Origin of the sequence: Plantactinospora sonchi, from assembly GCF_036422035.1 — a bacterium.
GTDB lineage: Bacteria > Actinomycetota > Actinomycetes > Mycobacteriales > Micromonosporaceae > Plantactinospora > Plantactinospora sonchi.
The window spans coordinates 259,183-276,134 of record NZ_JAZGQK010000013.1 but is presented as its reverse complement, the minus strand read 5'-3'; the positions used below and the strand labels follow the sequence as shown (position 1 = coordinate 276,134).

Annotated in this window: 18 protein-coding genes, 1 tRNA gene and 1 pseudogene; 10 read left to right on the top strand and 10 right to left on the bottom strand. The window is 69.6% G+C overall.

Features of this window, described 5'->3' with window-relative positions:
* Nucleotides 1-9: 9 nt before the first annotated feature.
* A complete protein-coding gene (locus V1633_RS17785) occupies nucleotides 10-618 on the bottom strand; it encodes a TetR/AcrR family transcriptional regulator (protein WP_331215455.1) in 609 nt (202 codons plus the stop codon).
* A 37-nt stretch (nucleotides 619-655) separates the two neighbouring features.
* On the opposite strand from V1633_RS17785, the gene V1633_RS17780 reads away from it, so the two are divergent.
* The 4 genes from V1633_RS17780 (at nucleotide 656) to V1633_RS17765 (ending at nucleotide 4,472) form a co-directional block, all read left to right on the top strand.
* Nucleotides 656-958 carry a hypothetical protein gene (locus tag V1633_RS17780; RefSeq protein WP_331215454.1) on the top strand — a complete coding sequence of 101 codons (303 nt, stop codon included), beginning with the start codon at nucleotides 656-658 and terminating at the stop codon, nucleotides 956-958.
* A gap of 58 nt (nucleotides 959-1,016) precedes the next feature.
* Nucleotides 1,017-2,618: an alpha/beta hydrolase gene (locus V1633_RS17775; protein ID WP_331215453.1), complete on the top strand. Its 1,602-nt coding sequence runs from the start codon at nucleotides 1,017-1,019 to the stop codon at nucleotides 2,616-2,618.
* 181 nt (nucleotides 2,619-2,799) lie between these two features.
* A complete protein-coding gene (locus V1633_RS17770) occupies nucleotides 2,800-3,279 on the top strand; it encodes a YciI family protein (RefSeq protein ID WP_331215452.1) in 480 nt (159 codons plus the stop codon).
* Nucleotides 3,276-4,472: an RNA polymerase sigma factor gene (locus V1633_RS17765; RefSeq protein WP_331215451.1), complete on the top strand. Its 1,197-nt coding sequence runs from the start codon at nucleotides 3,276-3,278 to the stop codon at nucleotides 4,470-4,472. The genes V1633_RS17770 and V1633_RS17765 overlap by 4 nt, the downstream gene beginning before the upstream one ends.
* Here V1633_RS17765 and V1633_RS17760 read toward each other — a convergent pair whose 3' ends face one another.
* A complete protein-coding gene (locus V1633_RS17760; protein WP_331215450.1) occupies nucleotides 4,473-4,739 on the bottom strand; it encodes a glutaredoxin family protein in 267 nt (88 codons plus the stop codon).
* Entirely contained in the window at nucleotides 4,736-5,392 is a 657-nt protein-coding gene (locus V1633_RS17755; RefSeq protein ID WP_331215449.1) for a class I SAM-dependent methyltransferase, read from the bottom strand. Before V1633_RS17755 ends, V1633_RS17760 begins: the two co-directional genes overlap by 4 nt.
* Before the next feature lie 79 nt (nucleotides 5,393-5,471).
* Between V1633_RS17755 and V1633_RS17750 the strand changes: the two genes are divergently transcribed.
* Nucleotides 5,472-5,966 (top strand): MarR family winged helix-turn-helix transcriptional regulator, encoded by a 495-nt coding sequence (locus tag V1633_RS17750; protein ID WP_331215448.1) that lies wholly within the window; start codon nucleotides 5,472-5,474, stop codon nucleotides 5,964-5,966.
* A 213-nt stretch (nucleotides 5,967-6,179) separates the two neighbouring features.
* On the opposite strand, the gene V1633_RS17745 is transcribed toward V1633_RS17750, so the two are convergent.
* The 3 genes from V1633_RS17745 to V1633_RS17735 form a co-directional block, all read right to left on the bottom strand.
* Nucleotides 6,180-7,679: an FAD-binding oxidoreductase gene (locus V1633_RS17745; protein ID WP_331215447.1), complete on the bottom strand. Its 1,500-nt coding sequence runs from the start codon at nucleotides 7,677-7,679 to the stop codon at nucleotides 6,180-6,182.
* Between the two features lie 249 nt (nucleotides 7,680-7,928).
* Entirely contained in the window at nucleotides 7,929-8,831 is a 903-nt protein-coding gene (locus V1633_RS17740; RefSeq protein ID WP_331215446.1) for a serine hydrolase, read from the bottom strand.
* 2 nt (nucleotides 8,832-8,833) lie between these two features.
* On the bottom strand, nucleotides 8,834-9,751 hold the full coding sequence (locus V1633_RS17735; protein WP_331215445.1) for a LysR family transcriptional regulator: 918 nt from the start codon (nucleotides 9,749-9,751) through the stop codon (nucleotides 8,834-8,836).
* Between the two features lie 237 nt (nucleotides 9,752-9,988).
* On the opposite strand from V1633_RS17735, the gene bla reads away from it, so the two are divergent.
* Entirely contained in the window at nucleotides 9,989-10,933 is a 945-nt protein-coding gene (gene bla / locus V1633_RS17730) for a class A beta-lactamase (protein WP_331215444.1), read from the top strand.
* 121 nt (nucleotides 10,934-11,054) lie between these two features.
* On the top strand, nucleotides 11,055-12,425 hold the full coding sequence (locus V1633_RS17725; protein WP_331215443.1) for an alpha/beta hydrolase: 1,371 nt from the start codon (nucleotides 11,055-11,057) through the stop codon (nucleotides 12,423-12,425).
* 252 nt (nucleotides 12,426-12,677) lie between these two features.
* On the opposite strand, the pseudogene V1633_RS17720 reads toward V1633_RS17725, so the two are convergent.
* Nucleotides 12,678-12,794 (bottom strand): annotated as a pseudogene (locus tag V1633_RS17720) (GntR family transcriptional regulator); the annotation flags it as partial.
* A gap of 47 nt (nucleotides 12,795-12,841) precedes the next feature.
* Here V1633_RS17720 and V1633_RS17715 point away from each other — a divergent pair.
* The gene (locus V1633_RS17715) at nucleotides 12,842-13,306 is read left to right on the top strand and encodes a MerR family transcriptional regulator (protein ID WP_331215442.1); all 465 of its coding nucleotides are present in this window, start codon (nucleotides 12,842-12,844) and stop codon (nucleotides 13,304-13,306) included.
* A complete protein-coding gene (locus V1633_RS17710) occupies nucleotides 13,303-13,731 on the top strand; it encodes a carboxymuconolactone decarboxylase family protein (RefSeq protein ID WP_331215441.1) in 429 nt (142 codons plus the stop codon). Before V1633_RS17715 ends, V1633_RS17710 begins: the two co-directional genes overlap by 4 nt.
* Before the next feature lie 219 nt (nucleotides 13,732-13,950).
* Here the strand turns inward: V1633_RS17710 and V1633_RS17705 are convergent.
* Nucleotides 13,951-14,031: transfer RNA gene (locus tag V1633_RS17705), tRNA-Tyr, on the bottom strand.
* A 146-nt stretch (nucleotides 14,032-14,177) separates the two neighbouring features.
* Between V1633_RS17705 and V1633_RS17700 the strand changes: the two genes are divergently transcribed.
* Nucleotides 14,178-14,672, top strand: a complete 495-nt coding sequence (locus V1633_RS17700) for a YajQ family cyclic di-GMP-binding protein (protein ID WP_331215440.1) — start codon at nucleotides 14,178-14,180, stop codon at nucleotides 14,670-14,672.
* A gap of 65 nt (nucleotides 14,673-14,737) precedes the next feature.
* Here the strand turns inward: V1633_RS17700 and cutA are convergent, their stop codons facing one another.
* Entirely contained in the window at nucleotides 14,738-15,082 is a 345-nt protein-coding gene (gene cutA, locus V1633_RS17695) for a divalent-cation tolerance protein CutA (RefSeq protein ID WP_331215439.1), read from the bottom strand.
* Nucleotides 15,083-15,180: 98 nt separating this feature from the next.
* Nucleotides 15,181-16,449 carry an MFS transporter gene (locus V1633_RS17690; RefSeq protein ID WP_331215438.1) on the bottom strand — a complete coding sequence of 423 codons (1,269 nt, stop codon included), beginning with the start codon at nucleotides 16,447-16,449 and terminating at the stop codon, nucleotides 15,181-15,183.
* Nucleotides 16,450-16,952: the final 503 nt, after the last annotated feature.

The window sequence follows — 16,952 nt, the reverse complement described above, 5'->3', positions numbered from 1 at the left end:
GCCACCGCGTCAGCTTCCCGCCGGGTAGGCCCCGCGGAGCCGCTCCAGCATGCGGGCGATGATCTGCCGCACGTCGCGTTCGTCGAGCGGCTCCGTCGCGTGGGCGTCGGTGAGCGCGAGGCCGTTGAGCATCGCCGTGATCGTGATGGTCTCCAGTCGGACGTCCTCGTCGGACGCCCCGGTGTCCGACAAGGCGGCGCGAACGAGGTCGCCCACGAGTTGTTCACCCGCGGCCTGCGTCTGGGAGATCTCGGCTCTCAGGTGCGGCATCGTACGGGCGCGCATGAGGTACTCCAGGTAGGCGACGTTCTCCCGGTGCGGCACTCGGCCCGGCGCTGAACGCAGCAGCATCGCACCGATGGTGTCGAGTGCGTCCGTGCCGCTGTCGCCCTCCGAGCCCTCGGACCGGTCCCGCATCCGGGACACGATCACCGAGAAGGTGAAGGTCAGCACCTCGTCGAAGTCGGTGAAGAAGTGGCGGATGCTGCCGATGGCCAGTCCGGTGCGCTGCGCGATGCGGGCAAGGGTCACGGACTGGATCCCGTTGTCGAGGATCTCGTCGAGAACGGCGTCGGCGACCAGGAGTCGACGCTGCTCGGGATCAACATGTTTGGGCACCTCACAGTTTTAGCATGGCCGTGCTAGCGTATCTAGCATGATGCTGCTAAAACAGGTCGACGACGAGCGGATCCCGATGATCCTCAACCTCATTCTGCTGCGGTACGCGGTGATCATCTGCGGTGTGCTCCTGCTCGGGGTGATCGCGATCGTCGTCCTACGGGCGTGGCTCCGTCGGGGCAACCGAATCTCCGACCGGACGCGGGACCTGGTCCACGACACGATCGACCGCCACCTGTCGGACCGGCGGGCTGCCCGCACGATCGCCCACACCGCCTGGACTGCCGTGGCGCGGGACACGCGTCGTGACGATGGCCGCAAAGAGGGTCGCCATCCGTAGCTGATAACCGCTCGTAACTGACTCGATCGCCTGAGAGTGACAGGAACAAGGAGGAATTGTGCGACCGATCATCCGGGTGCTCGGCATCGGTGTGACCGCCGCGGCGCTCGTCGCGAGCAGCATCGGCATCGCCGGCGCCGCGCCTGTGGACCGCGACCGCGGCTACCGCGCCAACGTCACCTGGGCACCGTGCCCCGAGACGGCCGACGTCGAGTGCGGCACCATCCCCATGCCGGTTGACTGGGCCGACCAGGGCGGCGAGAAGTTCACCCTCGCGCTGGCCCGCCGCAAGGCCACCGACCCGGCCAAGCGCGAGGGCGTGCTGTTCATCAACCTCGGCGGCCCCGGCGGCTCCGGCGTCGACTTCGCACTGGTGGCCCACAGATACTTCAGCCCTGAGGTGCAGAAGCGCTTCGACATCATCGGCATCGACCCACGCGGCATCGCCCGCAGCACGCCGGTCATGTGTTCCCTGCGGAAGTTGGACCAGCGCCCGCCGTTCCCGCCGGACAACCAGGCCGAGTTCGAGGACCTGGCCCGGTTCAACCGGGAATTGGCCGACGACTGCCGCGCCAACACCGGCCCGCTGTTCGACCACGTGGACACCCTCAGCGTGGTCGAGGACATGGACGCCCTGCGCCGCTCACTGGGCGAACGCAGGATCACCTATTTCGGCCTCTCGTACAGCACCCTGATCGGCCAGCAATACGCCGAGCGGCACGGCGACCGCATCCGCGCCATGGTCCTCGACAGCACCATGGACCACAGCCTGGACACCTGGGGCTTCGCCGAGACCGAGGCCGTGGCCGCCGAAGACTCGTTCGCGGAGTTCGTCGCCTGGTGCGACCGCACCGAGTCCTGCGCACTGCACGACCAGGACGTGGTCAAGGTGTGGCACAGCCTGCTGGAACGGGCCGACCGCGGCGGGTTGTCCCACCCGCGATCGTCGAACGTGATCACCTCGAAGGAGATCCGCGAGCGGGCCTTCAGTGACTTCTACGGTCCGACCTGGACGCCGCTCGCCGAGTTCCTGTCGGTGCTGAACGAGTCCTCCACCCGGGCGGCGTCGGGGGCCGCCGACAAGCCGCAGTTGACGGCGTACCCGTTCCCGGCGGTGTTCTGCCTGGACTGGAGCCTCCCGGTGCGCAACCACCGGGAGTTCGTCGCGCTCACCTCGCATACCAACCGGATCGCGCCCAACATGCTCGGTTCCCCACTGGGCAGCGACGCGGTGGCGGCCTGCATCGGCCGCTCCGGGGACACGGTGAACCCGCAGCACCGCCTACGCATCACCGATGCGCCGAAGATCCTGATGCTCAATGCGCTACACGACCCGGCGACCGCCTACGCGTGGGCCGTCAACGCCCACCGACAGTCCCGCGATGCCACCGTACTGCTGACCTACGAGGGCTGGGGCCACGGCGTGTACGACCGCAGCGACTGCACCCGGGGCACCACCGACGCCTACCTGATCAGCCTGACCGTGCCGCGCGTCGGGACGCGCTGCGCCGCCGTCGAGCCGACCGAGGCGCAGGCCAAAGGGCCGGCGGCCGGGCAGGACCTGCCCATCGGTCCACGCGACCGCGTGCCCGGCTGGCTGGACTACGCCCCACACAACGGCGTGACCAGCGACGATCATCCCTACGACAGTCATCGATAAATTCTCCCCCGGGCATCGGCGCGCCCGAGTGGGCGGTTCGACTGATCCCCGGGACATCAGGGGATCCGGTCCCTGGTGTTGCCGGTGCCGAACCGCCGCTCGGATGCGCCGGCCCGCCGGTCGGCTGTTGGATGATCGGGGAGACGGCCACCGCCGTACCCGGGTCGGATCGTTCGGTTCGGTGAGGCTCAGTCGCCCGGATGTCGGAACGGGGCTCCCGCCGGTCGTCTACGAGACGACGACCGCCGCCCGGTCGGCGGTGCACGGCGACACGGTCGACCGGTACGCGCCACCGACCGGCAACCGAGAGGACCGGACGATGAAGTACGTGCTGATGTTCGTCGACACCGAGCAGTTCGCCGCCGACCTGCAGGCCATGGACGGCGCGGAGCAGGAACGCGCCTACCTGCGGGTGCAGCAGTGGTTCGCCGACCACAGCGACAAGATCACCCACCACACCCATCTGCTGCCGGCGCACACCGCGACCACCGTGCGCCTGGCCGGCGGGGAGCCCCTGGTCTCCGACGGCCCGTTCGTCGAGGGCAAGGAGGTGATCAGCGGCTACGTGGAGATCGACGTCGCGGACCTGGACGAGGCGCTGGCCATGGTCCGGGTCTGGCCCGCCTGCCCGATCGTCGAGATCCGGCCCGTCGCCGGATGACCGTCGTGCCACACGACGAGCTGGCCCGGGTGGTCCGTGACCACGCGGGCCGGCTCGCCGCCTCGCTGGTACACCTCACCGGGGACTTCGGCGCCGCCGAGGACCTGGTCCAGGACGCGGTGGAAGCGGCGCTACGCCACTGGTCGGCGGACGGGATCCCGGATCGGCCGGACGCCTGGCTCTACACCGTCGCCCGACGACGTGGGCTGGACGTACTGCGCCGGGACGCGCTGCACCGCGGCAAACTCGCCCTCCTGGTCTGGCCCGCCCAGCCCGACCCGGGCGACCTGCTGCGGCTGATCTTCACCTGCTGCCATCCGGCGTTGCCCCGTACCGCCCAGGTGGCGCTCACCCTCCGGGTGGTGTGCGGGCTGACCACGGCCCAGATCGCAAAGGCGTTCCTGATCCCGGAGAGCACCGTCGGGCAGCGGATCACCCGCGCGAAGCGGAAGATCGCCCAGGCCGGCATCCCGTACCGGGTCCCGGGCCCGGACGAGCTCGGTGACCGGCTCGCCATGGTCCTGGCCGTGGTGTACCTGCTGTTCAACGAGGCGTACCTGCCCAGCACCGCCGAGCCGGAGCGGGGTCGGGACCTGGCCGACGACGCCGAGTTCCTCGCCGCGACACTGCACAACCTCATGCCGGGTGAACCGGAGGTGACCGGGCTGCTCGCCCTGATCCGACTGCACCGGGCCCGGGCCGCGGCACGGTTCGACGAACACGGCGACCTGGTACAGCTGCCCGACCAGGACCGGACGCTCTGGGACCGCGCGGGGATCACCGAGGCGACCCGGCTGATCTCCACCGCGGCCGCCCAGCGGCGGCCGGGCCCGTACCAGCTCCAGGCGGCGATCGTGGCCTGTCACGCCGAGGCGCCCGGATGGGAGGCGACCGACTGGCCGCAGATCCGGGTTCTCTACGACATGTTGCTGCACCTGGCCCCGTCACCGGTCACCCGGCTGCACCGCGCGGTCGCCAACCGGTACGTCGCCGGGCCGGTCGCGGCCCTCGACGAGGTGAACGGGCTCGCTGATGTGCTGGCGGGCTACCACCTGTTCCACGCCACCCGGGCCGAACTGCTGCGCGACCTGCACCGGCCCGACGAGGCGCGGGCCGCCGACGAGAGGGCGCTGGCGCTGACCGCCAACCCCGCCGAACAGTCCCTGCTCCGCCAGCGCCTCAGCTGGGCCTGACTACCGAGGATCGGGACGGGCGAGTTTGCCGACCGTCCCGGCGCGGGGGTTCACCAACCACTCCCCTCCGACGTGCACGGTCGGCACGGTTTCGTTGCCGTTTGCCACCGCCCGGACCGCCGCCGCCGCGGCCGGGTCCGCCCAGATGTCGACCTCGGTGAACACGATCCGACGTCGGCGCAGCCCGCGTCGGAGCAGGAAGCAGTACGGGCAACCCGGCCGGGTGTAGACGACCACCGGCACCTGGCCGTCGTCGCCGCCGGTCACCGCGGCACCTCGTCGGGCGTACGGGTGGCCCGGCCCAGGATGTGTGGTGCCGCCGGGCTGCTCGACCCCGTGCCCGGAAATCGGAACCGCGCCAGCTCGTCGATCCTGAAACCGGCGCTGGCGATCGCGTCACCGGTGTCGCGGCCGGTCCGGCAGCCGGCGAAGAGCAGTGGCCACACCGTCGCGTCCGCCAAGCGCTGCGTACGCCGCAGTAGACCAGGTTCGGCGGCGGCCACGTGCTCGTAGAACCGCAGCTCGCCGTCAGGGCGCAGCACCCGCCGGATCTCCGCCAACGCGGTGGGCTGGTCGGGCACCGAGCACAGCACCAACGCCACCAACGCCGCGTCGAACTCCCCGTCCGCGGCTGGCAGGGCGTCGGCCAGTCCGTCGACCACCCGCACCGGCACCGGCGCCGACGAGGCGGCGTCGACCGCGAGCGCCCGTAGCCGCGGTTCCGGCTCGACCGCCACCACCTCGGAAACGGACGCCGGGTAGTGCGGGAACATGCGTCCGTTGCCGGCACCGATCTCGATCACCCGGCCGCGCAGGTCCGCGACGAGCGCCCGCCGGTGATCGGCGGCACCAGCGCGGTCCATCAGCACGCTCACCCGTTCGTAGACCCGGGCGAAGATCGGGTGTGACATCCCTGCCATGGATCAACACCTTCCCGCGAAGATCCCGCACGTGGGGGATCAACCGTTGCCGGTACGATAAACATGGAGGCTATACATAGTGAACGACATACACAATGAGCTGGAGCTGGCCACCCCGGCATGCGAGGACTTCCCTGACGCCATGGAGAGGCTCTTCGCGTTCTCGGTCACCGTCAACGCCTACCTGCAGGCGGGCCTGGTGGCCAGGGGCCTCAGCCGCGCACGGGCGACCGTCATCTGGCAGCTCCACCGTCAGGGCCCCACCACCCAACGTCAACTGGCCCACGCCATCGGCGTCACCGCCCGCAACATCACGGCCCTCGTCGACGCCCTCGAGGAAACCGGCTTTGTCAGCCGGCGCGGCCACCCCACCGACCGCCGGGCCATCCTCGTCGAACTCACCACCGCCGGACGTACCGTCACCGAACAACTCGCCGCCGACTACCAGGCCGCCGCCAGGCGACTGTTCGCCGGCCTCGGGCCGGAGCAGGTGACCCGGTTCGTCAGCACCCTCGACCTGCTCACGGCACGGCTCACCCCGACAAGCCACGTCACCGGACCAGACACGCCCTAGCCGAACCACCGGTTCACCGGCTCACGCGACGGTTACCGGTCCCACCGGTCCACTCCGACGTACGGCCCGGTGGGCGGTTTCCGGGCGAGGGCGAGAGAGCCGTGCGCGTTGACACCGTGCCCCACCGTTCCGACACGTCGGATCGACGAGCGGGCCGCCCTGCGGTAACCCGGGCAGCGGGAGCCCTGGTCGGTCAGCCGGCACCGCTGTGGGTCAGCGTGACGCGGGTGGGATGCTCTGCTCGTACTGGAAGACGTTGTGGGGGTCGTACTTCGCCTTGATCTTGCGCAGCCGCTCGAAGTTGGCGCCCCAGTAGGCGGTCTCCCAATCCTGCATCCCGATGTTCGGCACGTTGACGTAGGCGCCGTCCACGTAGGGCCGCAGCGCCCGGCTGAACTCGGCGATCCAGGCCTGGGCGATCGGGGTGGTGTCGTCGCCGCTGTCCGGCTCTCCACGGGTACCCCAACCGACGCCCGGCTCGGAGTAGAAGAGCGCGTCGCGGTGCGGAAACGCCGAGCCGCCGCGGGGTTCCCTCGTCTGAGCCCCTTTGCCGAACGCCTGGGTGAAGAAGTTGCTGTCCTCCGACGGGGCGTTCTCCATGAACTCGCGGATCAGGCTGATCGCCTTCTCCGGGAACGGCTTGTTGCTGAACTGCGAGAAGAACTTCCAGTTCGCGGGCTCGTCCTCGGTCGGAATCTGGAACGCGGCGTAGATGTCGCCCCAGCCGCCGGTCTGTACCGTGACCTCGGGGCTGCCGATCGAGAGGATCGCGTCCAGCAACTCCTCCGCCTCTGCCTCCGAGCCGTCCGCGAGTACCCCGAACAGCAGGATCTGCGATGTGTGGATCTCAAGCTGGGTTCCGAGGCGCTTGTCGGCGAACGGTGCGGTGCGCTGCCACGTGTCGAAGACCGCGTGGAGATCGTCGAGGCCCTCCCAGGTCGCCTGCAGGTACGCCACGCTCCTCAGTGGAGTTACCCGGTAGGTGAGCGAGGTGACGATCCCGAAGTTGCCGTTTCCCGCTCCGCGGAGCGCCCAGAGCAGGTCCGGGTGGTTCTTCAGATCCACCTCGATGGCCTTCGCGCCGTCGGCACCCGACGCGACGACGATCTCCGCCCCGATCAGGTTGTCACAGGCCATGCCGAGATAGCGGGTGAGGAACCCGAAGCCGCCGCCGAGGGTCGCGCCGGACAGGCCGACGCTTCCCTCCGTACCGGTCGTGACCGCGAGATCATGCTCACCGAGCGTGGTCACCGCCTCCAACTGGTTGAGCCCGGCGCCGACCGTCGCGACCCGGGCGGCCTCGTCGATCTGGGCCCACTTCAACTCGCTGACGTCGATCACGATGCCGTTGTCCACGTTCGACCAGCCCTCGAGGCTGTGGCGGCCGCTCCGCACCCGCAGTGCGACATCGTTCTGCCGCGCCCAGGTGAGGGCGTTGACCACGTCCTGGGTCTCCTGGGCGAAGACGATGACCAGCGGATACCGTACGAAAAGTTCGTCCCAGCCGAGGCTCGCGTCCGCGTACCCGGGATCCTGGGGGCGGACGATCCGGCCGGTCAGCGTCGCCGGCTCGCTCCTCGCGCCGGGGTATGCACCCCAGCCGTCGGCCGCGATGGCCGGAGTACCCCCGGCCACGATGCCCGGGAGAACGACGGCCCCGGCACCGGCGGCCGCCGTCGCCCTGAGCAGATTGCGGCGAGAAAGATCGTGCATGGCCCCGTGTCCTCTCGAGCGGATTGCGCCAGTCTTCGACCGGAAGAACCCTCGTTCTCCGTCTGGCACGCGAAGTCACCGCAATACGGGAGATCTCCTCACAAATCCGAACTCCCGCCCCGAACCCCGGACGGGTGACGCTGAACCACCTCTTGTGGGACAGACCGACGCTGCCGCTCAACGGCCCGTAGCGTGCCGCCGAAACGCAGGGCGGCGGTGTTTCAGGCGCGGGTCGACCAACCCATCCGCTCAGGCCATCCGCAACTGGTCGCGGAGCATCCGGGCGACGTGTGCCATCAGTGCTTCCGCCTCGGGCTGCAGCACGGCTGGTACGCGGGATTCGGTGAGGGCGGCGACGGCGAACGTCTGCCCATCGGCGTGCTCAACGACCCCGACCTCGTGTCGGAGGTTCAGCAAAGTGCCGGTCTTCGACGACCATCGGGACGCGTCGGAGCTGAAGTCGGGAGCCAGCCGCTGCCGGATCACGTTGTTCCTCATCAGCTCGCGGACCCGCGCCGCGGTGGCAGGCTGGATCGTCGTCGGCCGCCACAATCCCTCGAGCAGGTCGACGAAGGTCCGGGCCGACCCGACGTTCGCGCGACTGATGTCGAGCTGGGCCACCGGGTGCCCCTGTCCCGCTGTCGCCGCACCGATGGCGAGAGAGTGGGCAAGATGCCCCTCGGCCGGCGCGAACCGCTCGGCTGGCGTCTCGGTGAGGTCCCCCATGAGGTGGCGTACCACGATGCCGTCGTAGCCAAGCCGCCGCAGCTCCGCGTTGACCGCGGCGGGCGGGGTGAGGGCGAACAGCGCGTCGGCCGCGGTGCCGTCACTGATCGCCGTACTGAGGTAGAGCAGGTCCTCGAGCGCGACGGTGGCCGGGTGCCGAAACTTGGTCAGGCCGGTCGGTCCCGGCGCGGTGACGCGGCCGGGCTGCACCACGATCGCCGTGGCCAGGTCGAGTTCGCCGCGTCCGACACGTTCCAGCGTGGCGATCGCGAGCGGCACCTTGACCAGGGAGGCGATGGGGTACTCCACCTCGGCGTCGATCGCGAGTTCGTTGCCGGTGTCGAGGTCACGTACCAGAAACGAGCCGCGCAGGCCGCCGTCGTGCAGGGCCTCCCGCGCGTCGCGCAGAACCTTCGTCGTCCCCACCGCTACGCCTCACCGTCGCCCGGCACGTCGCCGCTCCGGCTGCCGTGGTCCGGCATGCCGAGGCAGCGCCCGATCGTGGCCAGCGGGAGGGCCCGGATCCGCTGGGCGTCCTCGCGCAGTCCGGCAGCGACGTCGTAACCGCGTACCAGCTCCACCTCGCCGATCGGCCGCCAGTGCAGGCCCAGTTCGTCGGCCTGGACGGCGGAACAGAGCAACAGGTCGGCCGAGCCGAGCACGTCGGCCGCGGCGTCGACGAGTGAGGCGGCGACCGCGACCTGGGTGGGTTGCAGGCCGACCTCGTTCCGTAGCCGGATCGCCCGGTCGCGTACGTGCGGCACGTCGTCCTCCGGCTGGATCCAGAGGCGCCGGCGGCGTGCCGCACGTCCGGCCCGGCCGGCGCGGAGGGTTTCCACGTATATCGTCTGCCCCGCCGGCTCGGCGCTGCCCGCCAGCCCCAACGGTATCCGCCACGGCGCTCCGTCCGCGGGTACGGACACGATCGCCGCCCGGACCTCCAGCGTCCGGGCGAGTGCCGCGCGTTCACCCGGCCCGGCTGCGCGTAGGGCGAGGTTCAGGTCGTGCCGACGCGCCTCGGCGACAAGCCCGGCGAGCTGGCGTGGGGCGGAGACCGCCGGTACGGCCAGTCGGAACGGGCGTTGCCTGGCGCGCTCGGCGTCATGCTCCATCGCCTCGACGAGTTCGACCAGCCGCCGGGCCGAGGACAGCATGTCCCGGCCGAACGGGGTCAGACTGACGTTTCGCGACGACCGGTCGAACAGCTTCGCGCCGAAGTGCTCCTCCAGAGCGGCGATCCGCCGGCTGGCCACCGACTGCGGCATGCCTGCCGCGGCGGCACCCACGGTGAAGCTGCCATGCCCACTTACCGCCACGAACGCCTGGCAGGCCCTGACGATGTCCACGGCCGGCAGCCTACATCTATGCGAAATCAGCATTGGTTTACGCATTTCTGTCTTGGACAGCATGCACTGCCGGGTGCCAGACTGCTTTCCGCCCGACCTGGGCCATCTCTTCGGATAGATGACGGTTTGCCGGTAATGAGGTGCCGAAGGGAGCTGTGGCCTGTGGTCACTCCAGCTACGGCAAACCAACTCCAGCCCGCTTGCGTCAGTCGTTACTCGCCTGGTGGAGGGAAGGTCATGACATCACGACAGCCGGTCATCACGCGCCGCGCTCTTCTGGGGGTGGCGGCGCTCCTGCCGTTGGCCGGATGTGCGGAAGACAAGAGGACAGCGACGCGACCGTCAGCCGGTGCGTCCTCGTCTCCCTCCATTGCGGCGAGCGATCACCACGGTCAACTGGTCGAGTTGGAGAGGAAGTTCGACGCGCGCCTGGGCGTGTACGCCCTCGCCACCGACACCGGGGCCACCATCGCTTACCGGGCGGACGAACGGTTCGCGTTCTGCTCGACGTTCAAGGGACTGGCGGCAGCGGCTGTCCTGCACCGCAACCCGCTGTCCCACCTGAATACCGTCATCAGATACGCCGAAGGCGACCTGATGGACAGCGCGGCCATCACCCGGCGGCATGTGGCCACCGGAATGACGATCCGACAACTGTGTGATGCCGCGGTCCGCTACAGCGACGGAACGGCCGGCAATCTACTGCTCCGCGACCTCGGCGGGCCGGCCCGGTTCACGGCGTACCTACGTAGCCTCGGCGACACGGTCAGCAGGATGGACCGGTGGGAGCCGACGATCACGGAAGCCACCCCGGGAGATCCCCGCGACACCACCTCGCCCCGGGCATTCGGTACCAACTACCAGAAGATCCTGCTGGGGGACGTCCTGCCGGCGGACAAGCGTGCCTTCCTCCGCGACCTGCTGGAGCGCAACGCCACCGCTGCCGGCGCGCAACGTATCCGGGCTGGCGTACCACGGGAATGGACCGTGGCGGACAAGACCGGGACCGGTGACTACGGCACCGCCAACGACATAGCGGTGGTATGGCCACCCGACGCCGCCCCACTCGTCATCGCGATCATGTCCAGCAAGGGCACCAGGGACGCCAAATACGACCAGGCCCTCCTCGCCGAGACCACCGCGTACGTAACAGCCAGGCTCGTGCAACAGGCAGGAGGCTGATTGCTGACCGAGCCTGCGCAGTCTCTCGACGAATCTGCGTCGACGCCGTCGCGGTTGTTCCCCCTGCACGACAGGTGCAACGCCGATATCCGACCCGGCTCCGGAAAGGAACCTGCCGCCCGTGAAGAGACCTGCCACCGCACTCCTGGCACTACTGCTCGTCGCCCCGCTCAGCTTCGCCGTCAGTCCGGACGTCGCGCTTGCGCGCTCCGTCACCACCGCCCATCTCGAGGGCGTACTTCCGGACGGCTCGGCCTACGTGATTGACGTGCCGGCAAACTGGAACGGCACCGTCCTGCTCTACAGCCATGGCTATCTGCCCGATGGCGTGCCGAACCCGGCCCGCAACGCGCCCAGCGACGACGTCCGCACCTCGTTACTGGCGGCCGGGTACGCCCAGGTCGGATCCTCGTACCCCGAGACCGGCTGGGTGGTGGAACAGGCCCTACCGGCCCAACTCAGCGCCTTGGACGAGTTCCGGGCCCGGTTCGGTACGGCCCGTCGAACGATCGCCTGGGGCACGTCCATGGGCGGCATGATCACGACCGGGCTCGCCGAGCGGTACAGCCAGGGGTTCGACGGCACCGTGACCATGTGCGGGCTCGAACAAGGTGCCGTAGCCAACTGGAACAACAGCCTCGACACGATGTTCGCCATCCGCACCCTGCTGGCACCGGGCTCGACCGCGCCGTTGGTACGCCTGCCCGACCAGGCCACGGCACTCGCCTCGACCGTCGAACTGACCACCGCCCTCGACGCGGCACAGGCAACCGCGCAGGGCCGCGCACGTATCGCACTGGCGGCGGCGTTGCGCAACATCCCGGCATGGACCAACCCGGCACAGCCGGAGCCGGACGCGAACGACCACGACACCGCGCAGCGCAACCAGTTCGAGGTGCTCCGCGAGTTCCTCAAAACGGGACTCTCCTGGCGGCAGGAGGCCGAGGAGCACGCCGGCGGCAACATGTCCTGGAACACCGGCGCCGACTACGACCGCATGTTCGCTCACTCCGCCATCCGACAGGAGGTCGAGGAACTGTACGCGCGGTCAGGACTGTCGCTGCGCGACGATCTTGCCGCGCTGGCCAGCGCACCGCGTGTCACCGCCGACCCGACAGCGGTCGGCTACATGAGCCGGAACATCTCCTTCACCGGTCGGCTCACCATGCCGATGGTGAGCATCCACACCACCGGCGACCCGCTCGTTCCGGTACAGGTCGAGCACGCCTACGACGAGGCAGTCAGCGATGCCAGCCGCTCGCGGCTGCTCCGCCAGGCGTACGTGCACCGGGCCGGACACTGCACCTTCACCGCCGGTGAAATGCTGGCGGCCGTTCGCACCCTCGAAGGCAGGATCAGCACCGGACGGTGGCCCGACACCCGGCCCGCGACGCTGAACCGGCTCGCGGCGGAGTCGGACCCGGGGGTCACGCACGGGTACCTCACCTACCGGCCGGCCCCGTACCCCCGGCCGTTCGATCTTCCCCGCTGATGCCGACCAAGGGTGTCCGCCGGCTGGCCGGCGGACACCCTTGCCGCTCGCCGGCCAGTCATGCGCCCCGAAAGTCCCACCACGTGCCTGTCAGATCCGCCCGGCACATGCACAACAGCCGGCCATGGTTGCTCGGGTGCCGGCGCTCTCCAGAACCCTCTTCAGACGGGCAAGGTCCGCGCCGACCAACGGCGGTGTCCCGCTCGAACTCCGCGTCGGTCATCCCGGGCGTACGGCGCAGTGTGAAGACCACTCCGCCGCCCGGCGGGTGATGCGCTCGGCGCGCTCCCGTACGGCCGGGGCGTCCGCCTGCGTTTCGGCACGGGCGGGCAACGCCATCGGCACCGTCATGTCCGAGATCAGGACTTGACGGGATCCTTGCGTTAGAGCGCGCTCACAGCCCTAGCGTGCACGGCATGGAAGTTGATGACGCACTCCGGGAGGCATTGCGCCTCGCGGTGGACCCGCCAGGTGGGGTCTCCATCGAGTCGCTGCGCGAGCTCGCTCGCGATGACGATGCAACCGAGTGGGACATCGCCACGGTGGCAGCGCACCTGGGGATCAATCCCCACACGTTGCGCTATTACGAACGGATCGGCTTGGTCCAGGTCGCGCGGGACAGCGCCGGCCACCGCCGGTACGACGCTGCGGCAGTCCGACGTCTGGTCTTCCTCACTCGAATGCGTACCTCTGGCATGTCGATCATTGACCTGCGTCATTACATCGGCCTCGTTGACGCCGGCCAGTCCACCGTGCCCGAGCGCCTCGACATGCTGCTGGAGCACCGAGACACCCTGCGCTCACAGATCGCTCAGCTGCAGCTGGCCCTGGCCGCCACCGAGTACAAGATCGCCACCTATGGAGGAGCACCCCAGCCATGACGAGAACCACCAGCACTGCCCAGTACGACATCAACAGCCCTGAGAGCCTTGCCCGCCGCGAGCACGGCCTGAGCGTGCTGTCCCAGGTCGACGGGCACCAAGGCGAGGCCGTCATCGACTCACTGGCCGACATCAACCCCGCCATGGGCCACCACGTCGCAGCCTTCGCCTTCGGCGACATCTACGACCGTCCCGGACTCGACCCCCGAAGCCGGCAGCTGGTCACCATCGGCGTCCTCACCGCTCTGGGCGGATGCGAGCCGCAGCTGCGGGTCCACATCGGCGCCGCGCTCAACGTCGGCCTGACGCGCGAGGAGATCACCGAGGCCATCCTCCACGCCGCGGTCTACTGCGGCTTCCCCCGTGCAGTGAACGCCACCTTCGCCGCCCGCGAGGTCTTCGCCACGCGTGACGACCCGGCGTAACCCGACTGCCGCACCTCCTCCACCAAGGCCAGCAGCCGCTAGCACTGTGGGAGCCCGAGGAAACGCCACCGCCTGAGCAGTCCGAAACCGGGCTGATCTCGGCGACACGTATGCGACACGACGAGTGAGATCGAACGGTCCGGGCTGAGACTCAGCGGGACCTACGCTAAGGGCCACTGACCGGCGTTCGCGCTGGTCAGTGGCCCTTTTTGCTGTTTGTGGCGGGTAGAGGATTCGAACCTCTGTAGCTTTCGCGACGGATTTACAGTCCGCTCCCATTGGCCGCTCGGGCAACCCGCCTGGGCGTGCCGCCCCGCTAAGCGCGGCAGCGGAAGCAAGGATAGCGGTTGCATCGGGGGGCCGCGCAACCGGGTACGGTCGGCTTGTCGTACCGCCACCCGGCGGCCCCGGCACACCTTCATGACGCAAACAGCAGGAGCGCAACCATGGCAGCCAACCCGTCGTTCGACATCGTCAGCAAGGTCGACCGGCAGGAGATCGACAACGCCCTCCGGCAGGCGGAGAAGGAGCTCACCAGCCGGTTTGACTTCCGGGGCACCGGCGCCGCTATCTCCTGGTCCGGCGACGAGGCGGTCAGCCTCGAGGCCGAGACGGAGGAGCGGGTCAAGGCGGCCCTGGAGGTCTTCAAGGAGAAGCTGGTCAAGCGGAACATCTCCCTGAAGGCTCTGGACGCCGGCGAGCCGCGTTCGTCGGGCAAGACGTACAAGATCGACTGCAAGATCATCCAGGGCATCGAGTCGGACAAGGCCAAGGCGATCAGCAAGAAGATCCGCGACGAGGGCCCGAAGGGTGTCCAGGCGCAGATCCAGGGTGACCAGCTGCGGGTCACCGGCAAGAAGAAGGACGACCTGCAGGCCGTGATCACGCTGCTGAAGGGCGAGGACTTCGGCGTCGCGCTGCAGTTCACCAACTACCGGTGACCGCCGGAGCGTGACGAGCCACACGGGGGCGGGCCCGGACTCGGGCCGCCCCCGTGTAGCTCTGTCTAGTCCTCCGCTGCCGGCTCCGCCGGTTCCCGGGTCTCCGCGATGATCCAGCGCAGGTACTCCGGGTTGCCGTCGACGATCGGCAGGGCGATCACACAGGGCACCTCGTACGGGTGCTCCTGATTCGCCCGGGCCACGATCTCCGGCACCAGGGTCCGCCGGGTGTGCAGGGCCACCCGGGCCTCGTCCTCGTCGTGGACGCTCCCCTCCCAGCGGTAGATCGAGCGGATCGTGGCGGTGTTGTGTCCGCAGGCGGCGAGCCGCTCCGTCACCAGGCGACGGGTGAACTCGGCCAGCCAGTCCGCCTCCGCCGCGGTGATGATCACCTCGCAGGTCTCCTCCATGGCAGGAGGCTACGACCCTTTGCCGCCCGCCGGGCACCTCGGGTCGCGCCGCCGAGGAACGGGACGACCCGCACGGAAGACACCGAACCGGGAACGAGCTAGCTCGGTTCGGTGGCGAGGGCACGCTCCAGACGTACCTCGGCCCGCGCCTCGGCCCGGGCGATCGAACCGGTCGGCAGCGCCGCGACCACCGCGGCGGCCGCGACCGCGACCCCGGCGAAGACGAACGCCCACGGTACGCCGACCAGGTCGACCAGGATGCCGGCCCCGGCGCCGCCGGCGGCGCTCGCCGCCACCGCCACGGTGACCACCCAGGTGTACGACTCGTTCAGCATGCTTGCCGGCGAGATCCGACCGACCATGGTGTTCTCCAGGGTCAGTGCGGGGGCGATGGTCGCCCCGCCGACAATCAGTGCCACGCCGAGCGCGAGCGGACCGGGCATCACCGCGAAGATCACGAAGGTGACCGCGAGCAGGCCGAGGAGCTGGGCGAACTGCCGGGCGGCGTTCCGGGCCTGCGGCCGGGTGCCGAACCAGAACCCGCCTATCGCACTGCCGGTCCCCCACATGGCGAGCAGGATCCCGGCCAGGCTCTCCGCGTTCGACGCATCATGCGCGGTCGCGTACGCCGGCACGGCCACCCCGGCGGCGCCGAACGCGATGCCGAGGCCGGCCACGCAGAACAGCAGCGCGGGGAATCCGCCGACCCGCAGCGGGCCGAGGCCCTTGGCGTGCGCGTCCTGCGGGTGCGGACGCCAGCCTCGCATCACCTTGCCGAGCGCCACCGTGACGGTGCCGACCAGGGTCACCACCGCCGCCCCGAGCAGCGCGGCAGCGGCGTCGGCGACCAGCACGAAGACCGCGACCAGGGTCGGGCCGACCACGAACACGATCTCGAAGAGCGAGGTCTCGGCGGCCAGTGCGGTGTTGCGCAGGCCGTACCGGCCGGAGGCGGGGTCGGTCAGGTCGTTCCAGGCGCCCCGGATGGCGGCGGTCAACGGCGGGTACGTCGCCCCGGCGACCGCCGAGGCGGAGAAGATCAGTACGAGGGCGTCGGCTCCGGCCCGGCTGGCGAGCAGCAGGCCGATCAGCGCCACCGGGTGGGCCACGGCGGTGACCAGCAGCACCGGGCTCGGTCCGACCCGGTCCGCGATCCGGCCGGCGATCGGGCTGAGTGCGGCACCGGCGAGCGCGTACACGCCACCGGCGACGGCGGCCAGGGAATACCGGTCGGTGACCTGCTCGACGACCATGAGCAGGGCGAGCGGGGTCATGCCGATGCCGAGTCGCCCGACGATGCCGGCGATCAGGAGCATCGGCGCACCGGGGATCCGCCACACCTGAAGGTACTGACGCAGCGCGGTCACGAGCGGGCACTCCTGGGGTTTCGACGGTCACGACGGATCCCGTGACGTAACGGGTGAAGGTCCTACCGACCCTAACGCGAGCACGTTAACCGACTGAACTGGATTAGTGCCGCAACAGGCACGTACAGCGGTGCGGGAGCGGGAGCCAGCGTGGCAGGCAGACGGGCGCAGCACGAGCGGGCGCCAGCGCAGTAGGCAGACGGGCGCGGCAACGCGGACCCGTCAACGTACCGGTACGGGCCGGTGTGGCGGACACAGCCGGACGCTGGCTCCGACGGCTCGGTCAGCGGTGGCCGGCTCGGTCAGTCCTACGACGGGCGGGGAACCGCCGACGGACGTCCGTCAGTGCCCAACCGAAAAACGCCACCTCCAGAACGGCGATGATCACGAACAGAGCGATCCCCGCCGATTCCACGACGATCTCCGTCATCCGTCGCACCTCCGGTTCTCACCGATCCCGACGGTTACCCTTCCACGCTACCGGCACCGACCCGTCATCGCCG

What these genes read in the sequence shown, in the direction of transcription:
- V1633_RS17715 (WP_331215442.1), top strand. Translation starts at nt 12,842, where the DNA reads ATGGAAGTTGATGACGCACTCCGGGAGGCATTGCGCCTCGCGGTGGAC.
- V1633_RS17755 (WP_331215449.1), bottom strand. Translation starts at nt 5,392, where the DNA reads ATGGCAGGGATGTCACACCCGATCTTCGCCCGGGTCTACGAACGGGTG.
- V1633_RS17700 (WP_331215440.1), top strand. Translation starts at nt 14,178, where the DNA reads ATGGCAGCCAACCCGTCGTTCGACATCGTCAGCAAGGTCGACCGGCAG.
- V1633_RS17710 (WP_331215441.1), top strand. Translation starts at nt 13,303, where the DNA reads ATGACGAGAACCACCAGCACTGCCCAGTACGACATCAACAGCCCTGAG.
- cutA (WP_331215439.1), bottom strand. Translation starts at nt 15,082, where the DNA reads ATGGAGGAGACCTGCGAGGTGATCATCACCGCGGCGGAGGCGGACTGG.
- bla (WP_331215444.1), top strand. Translation starts at nt 9,989, where the DNA reads ATGACATCACGACAGCCGGTCATCACGCGCCGCGCTCTTCTGGGGGTG.
- V1633_RS17745 (WP_331215447.1), bottom strand. Translation starts at nt 7,679, where the DNA reads ATGCACGATCTTTCTCGCCGCAATCTGCTCAGGGCGACGGCGGCCGCC.
- V1633_RS17780 (WP_331215454.1), top strand. Translation starts at nt 656, where the DNA reads ATGATGCTGCTAAAACAGGTCGACGACGAGCGGATCCCGATGATCCTC.
- V1633_RS17765 (WP_331215451.1), top strand. Translation starts at nt 3,276, where the DNA reads ATGACCGTCGTGCCACACGACGAGCTGGCCCGGGTGGTCCGTGACCAC.